Source organism: Mangrovactinospora gilvigrisea (genome assembly GCF_001879105.1).
Classification (GTDB): domain Bacteria; phylum Actinomycetota; class Actinomycetes; order Streptomycetales; family Streptomycetaceae; genus Mangrovactinospora; species Mangrovactinospora gilvigrisea.
Window position 1 is genome coordinate 1 of record NZ_MLCF01000023.1, and the last position, 7506, is coordinate 7506.

Genomic DNA, 7506 nt, shown 5'->3' on the forward strand with positions numbered 1-7506 from the left:
CGCCCCACCTGCGAAGCCCGCGGCCCAGCCGGCGAAGCCCGCCGCGCCCGGCGACCGCACCGGCCTCTCGCCGCAGCCCGCGCTCCCGCCGAAGCCGGAGCCCGCGCAGCCGGCGACGCCCGCCGAGCCCGAGCCCGCCCGGCCGGACGCCCCCGCCGCGGCGGCATCGTCCGCCGCGCCCGCCGCCCCCTCCGGGGCCGGCGCCGACAACGAGCCCGGGGACGAGTTCACCCGGCAGCTGCGGATGCCGCGGCCCGCGCCCACGCCCGAGCTGACGAACGGCCAGGGCTTCGGCGCCCCCAAGGACCCGCTGAAGCTGCTGGCCCAGCTCACCAACACGCCGCCCAAGCCGGAGACGCCCGGCCGGGTCGCTGCCACCCGCATCAAGGTGTGGTCCGGCATCCTCGTGCTGCTGGTGATCATCGGCGTCGTGGTGCAGGAGGCGCGGCCGGTCGCCGAGCCGAGCGTCCAACTCACCGCCGCCGACACCTACAGCTTCGGCGGGCCCGCCGCCTCCGGCTCGCTCGCCTGGCCGAGCGAGGGCCAGGCCGCCGTCTCCGTCGACGGACTCGGCAGCATGGGCACCTCCGGCCAGCAGAAGCCGGTGGCGATCGGCTCCACCGCCAAGGTGATGACGGCCTATCTGATCCTGCGCGACCACCCGCTGAAGCTGGGCGAGCAGGGCCCGAAGATCACCGTCGACAAGAAGGCCCAGGACCAGGTGAACACCGGGACCATGGGCGAGTCGACGGTCAAGGTCACCGCCGGCGAGCAGCTGAGCGAGCGTCAGGCCCTGGAGGCCGTCCTCATCCCGTCCGCGAACAACGTTGCCCGGCTGCTGGCCCGCTGGGACACCGGCAACGGCGACCCCACCCGGGGCTCCGAGGCCGCGTTCGCCAAGAAGATGCAGGCGGCCGCGCAGTCCCTGGGGATGGGCTCCAGCACCTTCACCGACCCCAGCGGGCTTGAGCCGTCCACCGTCTCCACCGCCAGCGACCTGGTGAAGCTCGGCACCGCGGCGATGAAGGACCCGGTCTTCCGCACCGTCGTCAACATGATGTCGACGAACCTGCCGGAGAACGGCAGCCTGTCGAACTACAACACCCTGCTCGGCCAGAACGGCGTGACCGGCATCAAGACCGGCTCGACCACCAAGGCCGGCGGCAACCTGCTCTTCTCCGCCCGCAAGAAGGTCGGCGGCCACAGCGAGCTGGTCATCGGCGCGGTGCTGGGGCAGTTCAAGACGCCCATCCTGGGCAGCGCGATCACGGCCAGCGGCAAGCTCAACGTCTCGGCGCAGAACCAGCTGAAGTCGGCGACCTTCGTCAAGAAGGGCACCGTGGTCGGCCGGGTCGACGACGGCACCGGGCACACCACGCCCGTGGTCGTCACCCAGGACGTCAACGCGGTGGGCTGGAGCGGGCTGAAGGCCAAGCTGAGCGTCACCGACAGCGGGACGATCTCCCGCACCGCGAAGGCCGGCACCAAGGTCGGCTACTTCACGGTCGGATCGGGCAGCAACGCGCTGCGCGTCCCGGTGGCCCTCCAGCAGGACCTGCACCAGCCCGGGTTCCTCGACAAGCTGCTGAGGTTCTGAGGTTCTGAGGTTCTGAGGTTCGGACGTTCCGGGGCCGGGTGGCGCGTGCCGCTCGGCCCCGTCCCCGTCCCCGGCCTCAGTGCCGGATGCGGGTGTAGAAGGAGGTCAGCACCAGGTCCTTGGCCGGGCCGGTGACCGTCCAGGTCACCTGCCAGCCGTCCGGGCCGAGGACCTCGAAGGCCCCGCTGTACTGGTCGGCTCGGCACGGGTGGCCGGCCGTCCAGCGGCCCTCGCGCAGGTCCAGGTCGTGGAAGGGGCGGCCGTCCGCGAATGTCACCCGCGCGGTGCCGTCCTCGCGGGGGTGCAGGTGGAGGACGCGCCCGGCCGGGCGGGTGACGCCCCGCCAGGTCATCTCGCCGTTCTCGGCGTGCTGGACGGTGCCGGGGTCGGCGTCGTCGTCGACGTGGGCGAAGACCGCGGTGCCGCGGTAGGTGCCGCGCTCGCCGGTGATCCGGTCCTCCATCTCCCGCTCGATGCTCCACATGCCGAGGAGGTAGCGGGCCGGATCGGGCACCGGGAACGCCTTGGAGCTGCTGAACGTCGACTCGCTGGCCGAGTGGGTGAACGTCGCCGTCACGGATGACCGCCTTCCTGCGCCGGGAGCGTTCGAGGCGCGCGGCCTCGGGTGGGGTCTGCCCCCAGTCTGCCGTCCCCCCGCACCCGGGCGGAACACCGGGGACATGACCGGTTCGGGACGGTTCGGAGCGGCGGGACCTCGGCGCGTGCGACTGGTCCGCGGGTCGAGGGCGCCGGCGACCACGGCTTTTCCGTCCCGGGCGCCCTCATTGGTCTAGTCCAACTTGGTTCGAGAACCCCCGGAACCCGTTGACGCGAACATGATGCGCGAGTTTGCTGAGGGCTTCCGGCAGGAGTGCGCGCACCCACCTTCCCGCTTTTCCGCTTCCCCGCTTCCCCGCTGGAGGCCCACCCGTGCTCTCCCGACGCACCTCCCCGCACGATCCGACGCCGCAGGGTCCGACGCCCCATCGTCCGACGCCGCCCCGCCCGGCCTCGCACCGGCGGCGGGCGCGCCCGCCCCGGGCGCTGCTCGCCGCCGGGGCCGCCGCGCTGCTGGCCGGCGGCGGCCTCGTCGCCTCCGCCGCCGCCAGCGGCGCCGCGACGCCCGCCAAGGCGTCGTCCGCCCGCCCCGCGGCGCTGGGCAGCAACTGGTACGCCGCGGCGCCCTACCTGATGCCCGAGGACAACGACCCGCCCGACCCCGGCACTGTCATGGACGCCACCGGGCTGAAGGCCTTTCAGCTGGCCTTCATCCTCGCCCCCAACGGCGGCGGCTGCTCCCCGACCTGGGACGGCACCAGCCCGATCAGCAGCGACACCGCCGCCGGCAACGTCATCAACGAGATCCGCGCCAAGGGCGGCGACGTCTCCGTCTCCATCGGCGGCTACAACGGCACCAAGCTGGGCCAGGCCTGCTCCGACCCGGCCTCCACCGCCGCCGCCTACCAGCAGGTCATCGACAAGTACCAGCTGAAGGCGATGGACTTCGACCTCGAGGAGCCGGAGTACGAGAACACCGCGGCCGTCCACAACGAGATCGGCGCGGCGAAGATCCTGCAGCAGAACAACCCCGGGCTCTTCGTCTCCGTCACCACCGCCGGCACCTCGGCCGGCACCGGATGGTTCGGGCAGCAGATGCTCGACGAGGCGAAGACGCAGGGCTTCACCCCCAACAACTTCTCGATCATGCCCTTCGACGGCGGCTTCAGCGGTGCCTCGTCCCAGATCAGCGCCCTGGAGGCGTTCCACGGGCTGCTGGAGTCCACCTTCGGCTGGGATTCGGCCACCGCCTACGCCCACGAGGGCGTCAGCCAGATGAACGGGCGCTCGGACTCGGGCGAGATGTTCCTGCAGTCCGACTTCCAGCAGGTGCTCGACTATGCGACCGGGCACGGCCTGGGCCGGTTCACCAACTGGTCGGTCAACCGCGACCGGGAGTGCAGCCCGCCGGACAACAACGGCCGAACGTCCGGGACCTGCAGCAGCGTCACCCAGAACGCCTGGGACTTCACCAAGTTCAGCGTGGAGTTCGCGGGGGCGACGCCGCCCACCGGGTCCGCCTCGCCGACGCCGACGTCCTCGTCGTCCCCGTCCGGCTCGCCGACGCCGGGCTCCGGGTGCACGGCGGCGGCCTGGAGCAGCGGGACGGCCTACACCGGGGGCCAGGAGGTCACCTACAACGGCCACACCTGGAAGGCGCTGTGGTGGACGCAGGGCGAGGCGCCCGGCTCCATCCCCACCGGCGGCTCCTGGCAGGACGAGGGCGCCTGCTAGGCCGTCGTCGTCGGCCTCCTAGGGGATGAGGTCCGGCCCGGCCTGCTGGGCCAGGTTGAGCAGCTCCGCCGCCGCCGCGGCCCGCAGCACCGGGCGCGCGGCGGCGGCCTGGGCGGCGTCGACGACGGCCAGCGGCCAGTCGCCGACGGTGCCCGCGCACAGCAGCGGCAGCGGCAGCGCCGCCGCGTAGTAGGCGTGCAGGGTGACGGGGTCGACGCCGGCGTCCGCCTGGGCCGGCCAGGAGAGCGTCCACAGGGCGTGCAGGCCGGCGTCCGGCAGCCGGCTCACCGGGTGGCCGTCGACCCGGCCGGAGCCGCGCAGCAGGCCGGCGTCCAGCTCGTCGAGGACCGCGCGGGCGTGCGGGTCGAGCAGCTCCACGGCGCGGCGGAAGGCGCGCTCCTTGGCGAGTCGGGCGAAGGCATGGCCGTTGCGCTCGGCGCGGGCGCAGGCGAAGTGGTGGCGCAGCGCGGCGAGATGGCCGTCGGCGGGGCTTTCCTCGTCGGGCTCCTCGGGCTCGTCGGGCTCGTCCGGGGCGCTCATGCCGCCAGGTCCGCGGCGCCGTCGTGGTTCCCCACCGGGGCGCCGCTGCCGTTCCCCACCGCGGCGGCGCGGTCGTAGCCGGCCTCGACCAGCAGGTCCCGCAGCCGGTGGCGGGCGCGGTGCAGCCGGGACATCACCGTCCCGCGCGGCACCCCGGTGATCTCGGCTATCTCGCGGTAGCTGCATCCCTCGGCGTCCGCGAGCCACAGCGAGAGCCGCACCTCGGGCCGCAGTTCGGCGAGCGCGCGGCGCAGCGCGCCGTCCGGGAGGTTGGCGAGCGCCTCGTCCTCGGCGGTCGGCGCCGCCAGCCGGGGGGACTCGCGGTGGTGGTCCTCCAGCTCGACGGTCTGGGGCGCGCGCCGGCGCCCCCGGTAGGTGTTGATCCAGGTGTTGGTGAGGATCCGGTACAGCCAGGCACGCAGGTTGGTGCCGTCGGTGTAGGTGTGGAAGCTCCGGAACGCGCGGACGTAGGTGTCCTGGACGAGGTCCTCCGCGTCCGCCCGGTCGCCGGTCATCCGGAGGGCGGCGGCGTAGAGGCGGTCGAGGTAGGGGAGCGCGTCGCGTTCGAAGCGTGCGGCGGCGAGGGCGTCCGGCCGGTGGGCCTCGCGCCCGACCGGCCGCGGCGGCGTCGATGTGACGTTCGTGACCATGGTCCCTAGCCTTCCGGCCGGGCCGAGCTGGAACAATGCCGATTGGCTGAAGGGGCGTTGAGCGTCGCTAAAGGGGGTGTGGTCGAGGCATGGAGCGCGGGGAGATCGAGGCGTTTCTGACGCTTGCGGAGGAGCTGCATTTCGGGCGGACGGCGGAGCGGCTGGGGCTGTCCCCGGGGCGGGTGACGCAGATCATCCAGCGGCTGGAGCGGCGGGCGGGGGTGGCGCTCTTCGACCGGACGAGCCGCCGGGTGGAGCTCACCGAGGTGGGCCGGGAGCTGCGGGACGAGGTGGAGCCGGCGCACCGCCGGATCGAGCTGGCGTGGGCGCGCGCGGTGGACGCCGGACGGGGCGTCAGCGGCGCGCTGCGGCTGGCCTATCTGGGGGCGCCGCAGGCGGAGGTGCTGGTGCGGGTGATGGACGAGTTCCATCGTCGGCATCCGCGTTCGGAGGCGGTGCTGGCCTGCGAGTCGCAGGTCGACGACCACCTGGCGCCACTGCGCGACGGGCGGGCGGACCTGCTGGCGACGCGGTTCCCCGTCCAGGAGCCGGACCTGGTGCAGGGGCCGGTGCTGACCCGGGAGCCGATGGTGCTGGCGGTGCGCAGCGGGCACCGGCTGGCCGGGCTCGAGGTGGTGGAGCTGGAGGAGCTGGCGGACGAGCCGGTGGTGCTGCCGGTGGAGTCGGCGGCGGGGTACTGGCTGGACGCGCTGGTGCCGGCGATGACGCCGTCCGGCCGCCCGATCCCGCGGCTGCGGCTGGCGCCGACGTTCCCGACGCTGCTGGCGCTGGTGGGGGCGGGGCGCGGGGTGTGCCCGCTGCCGCTGCAGGCGGTGCGGTTCTATCCGCGGCCGGATGTGCAGTACGTGCCGATGCGGGGGATCGACCCGGACGAGTGGGGCCTGGTGTGGCGGGCGTCGGACGCGGCCGCGCCGCGGGTGCGGGCGTTCGCGGAGGCGGCGGAGGCGGAGCTGCGGAAGGCTGGCGGCCCGGACGGGATGGCGGCCTGGCTCACCGGTAACTAACGGTATTGCTGTACCGTTAATGGCGTGTCCTCTTCTCCGTCGTCCCCCTCGTCTTCGTCGTCTCTCTCTTCTTCGTCTGCTCCTCCGCTGACCCGTCCCGGCGGGCGCACCGCCCGGGTCCGGGCCGCGGTGCTGCGCGCCGCCGGCGACGCGCTGGTCGAGCACGGCCTCGCCGGGGTCGACCTGGCCGACGTCGCCCGCCGCGCCGACGTCGGCCGCACCACCGTCTACCGCCGCTGGGGCACCGTCCCCGCGCTCGTCGCCGACATGCTCGCCGAGATGGCCGAGGACTCGCTGCCGCGCACCGACTCCGGCTCGCTGGAGGCGGACCTGCGCGCCAACGCCCTGCTGGTCGTGGCGACGCTGACGGACGAGCGGCAGGGCCCGCTCTTCCGCGCGGTGCTGGCGGCGGCGTCCTGCGAGGCGGCCACCGCGGAGGCGCTGCACCGGTTCTACGCGGTGCGGGTCGCGGAGTGGGCGCCGGCGGTGGAGTCCGCGGTGGCCCGCGGGGAGCTGCCGGCCGGGACGGACCCGGCCGAGGTGGTGCGGGCCGTCTCGGCGCCGCTGTACTACCGGATGCTGACCGGGGCGGGCCCGCTGGACGAGGCGGCCGCCGAGCGGGCCGTCTCCGCGGCGGTGGCGGCGGCGCGGGCCGGCGTCTTCGTCGCCGCCAGCTGATACACCCACGCGGGCGGAAGGTTCGTCAGAACGAGTTCCCGCCCGAGGAGGTGCGGCTTGACGGCGTCGTGCAGCGCCCGCCCGGAGGCGCGCCGCGGCGGGTGCAGCAGCTGCGCGACCCGTGCCCCGCGGTAGCCGAAGAACGCCATCCGCCCGCCGGGCGCGAGCGCGCCGAGCATGCGCTGCAGCAGGTCCGTCACCAGCTCCGGCGGGAAGTTGGCGAACGGCAGCCCGCAGACGATGGCGTCGTACCGCCCCAGCCGGTGCTTCTGCAGCAGCCCGCGGTGCAGCCGCGTCCGCCCGGCGACCGCGGCCAGGGCCGCGTCGTCCCGCAGGCACCGCTCCAGCCTCCCGGCGAACTCCTCGTTCGCCTCCACCAACTCCAGCGTGTCCCGCGGCCCGAGCCGCCGGGCGATGTGCCGGGTGACGGCCCCCGTCCCCGGCCCGACCTCCAGCACGGCCCGCGACTCCTTCCCGCCGCTGACCACATGCCGGGTCAGCGCCCGGCACAGCGCGGGCGAGCTCGGCGCGACGGACCCGGTGAGGGCCGCGGAGCCGGCGAACTGGCGCACAAACAGGGCGGCGTCCGCGAGACCGGAGCGGAACGACATCAGGGCAACTCCCAGGGTTGGCATGTGCAACTCAAATGATCAGCTGCGCCGCACTATCCCTGACTCTTCGTCACCAAGCAAACACGCTACCCCCGCGCCCCACCCCTCCCACC

8 protein-coding genes are annotated in these 7506 nt (G+C 74.2%); 4 read left to right on the plus strand and 4 right to left on the minus strand.

Going from position 1 to position 7506, the window contains the following annotated elements; genetic code table 11:
- On the plus strand, positions 1-1597 hold a 1597-nt coding region (locus tag BIV57_RS24540), incomplete at its 5' end, for a D-alanyl-D-alanine carboxypeptidase family protein (RefSeq protein WP_139275481.1).
- A 76-nt stretch (positions 1598-1673) separates the two neighbouring features.
- Here BIV57_RS24540 and BIV57_RS06195 read toward each other — a convergent pair.
- Positions 1674-2174, minus strand: coding sequence for a DUF6314 family protein (locus BIV57_RS06195; RefSeq protein ID WP_245797449.1), 501 nt, complete (start codon positions 2172-2174; stop codon positions 1674-1676).
- Between the two features lie 494 nt (positions 2175-2668).
- On the opposite strand from BIV57_RS06195, the gene BIV57_RS06200 reads away from it, so the two are divergent.
- Positions 2669-3889: a chitinase gene (locus BIV57_RS06200; protein WP_071655645.1), complete on the plus strand. Its 1221-nt coding sequence runs from the start codon at positions 2669-2671 to the stop codon at positions 3887-3889.
- An 18-nt stretch (positions 3890-3907) separates the two neighbouring features.
- Here the strand turns inward: BIV57_RS06200 and BIV57_RS06205 are convergent, their stop codons facing one another.
- Together BIV57_RS06205 and BIV57_RS06210 are read right to left on the minus strand one after the other, a co-directional pair.
- Complete coding sequence (locus BIV57_RS06205; RefSeq protein WP_079170057.1) at positions 3908-4429, minus strand: hypothetical protein; 522 nt, start codon at positions 4427-4429, stop codon at positions 3908-3910.
- Positions 4426-5079, minus strand: a complete 654-nt coding sequence (locus tag BIV57_RS06210) for a sigma-70 family RNA polymerase sigma factor (protein WP_079170058.1) — start codon at positions 5077-5079, stop codon at positions 4426-4428. The genes BIV57_RS06205 and BIV57_RS06210 overlap by 4 nt, the downstream gene beginning before the upstream one ends.
- An 89-nt stretch (positions 5080-5168) precedes the next feature.
- Here BIV57_RS06210 and BIV57_RS06215 point away from each other — a divergent pair, with 89 nt between their 5' ends.
- Entirely contained in the window at positions 5169-6104 is a 936-nt protein-coding gene (locus tag BIV57_RS06215) for a LysR family transcriptional regulator (protein ID WP_175548676.1), read from the plus strand.
- A gap of 87 nt (positions 6105-6191) precedes the next feature.
- Entirely contained in the window at positions 6192-6782 is a 591-nt protein-coding gene (locus BIV57_RS06220) for a TetR/AcrR family transcriptional regulator (protein ID WP_071655648.1), read from the plus strand.
- Here BIV57_RS06220 and BIV57_RS06225 read toward each other — a convergent pair.
- The gene (locus BIV57_RS06225) at positions 6674-7393 is read right to left on the minus strand and encodes a class I SAM-dependent methyltransferase (RefSeq protein ID WP_071655643.1); all 720 of its coding nucleotides are present in this window, start codon (positions 7391-7393) and stop codon (positions 6674-6676) included. The genes BIV57_RS06220 and BIV57_RS06225 overlap by 109 nt on opposite strands.
- Between the last annotated feature and the right edge of the window lie 113 nt (positions 7394-7506).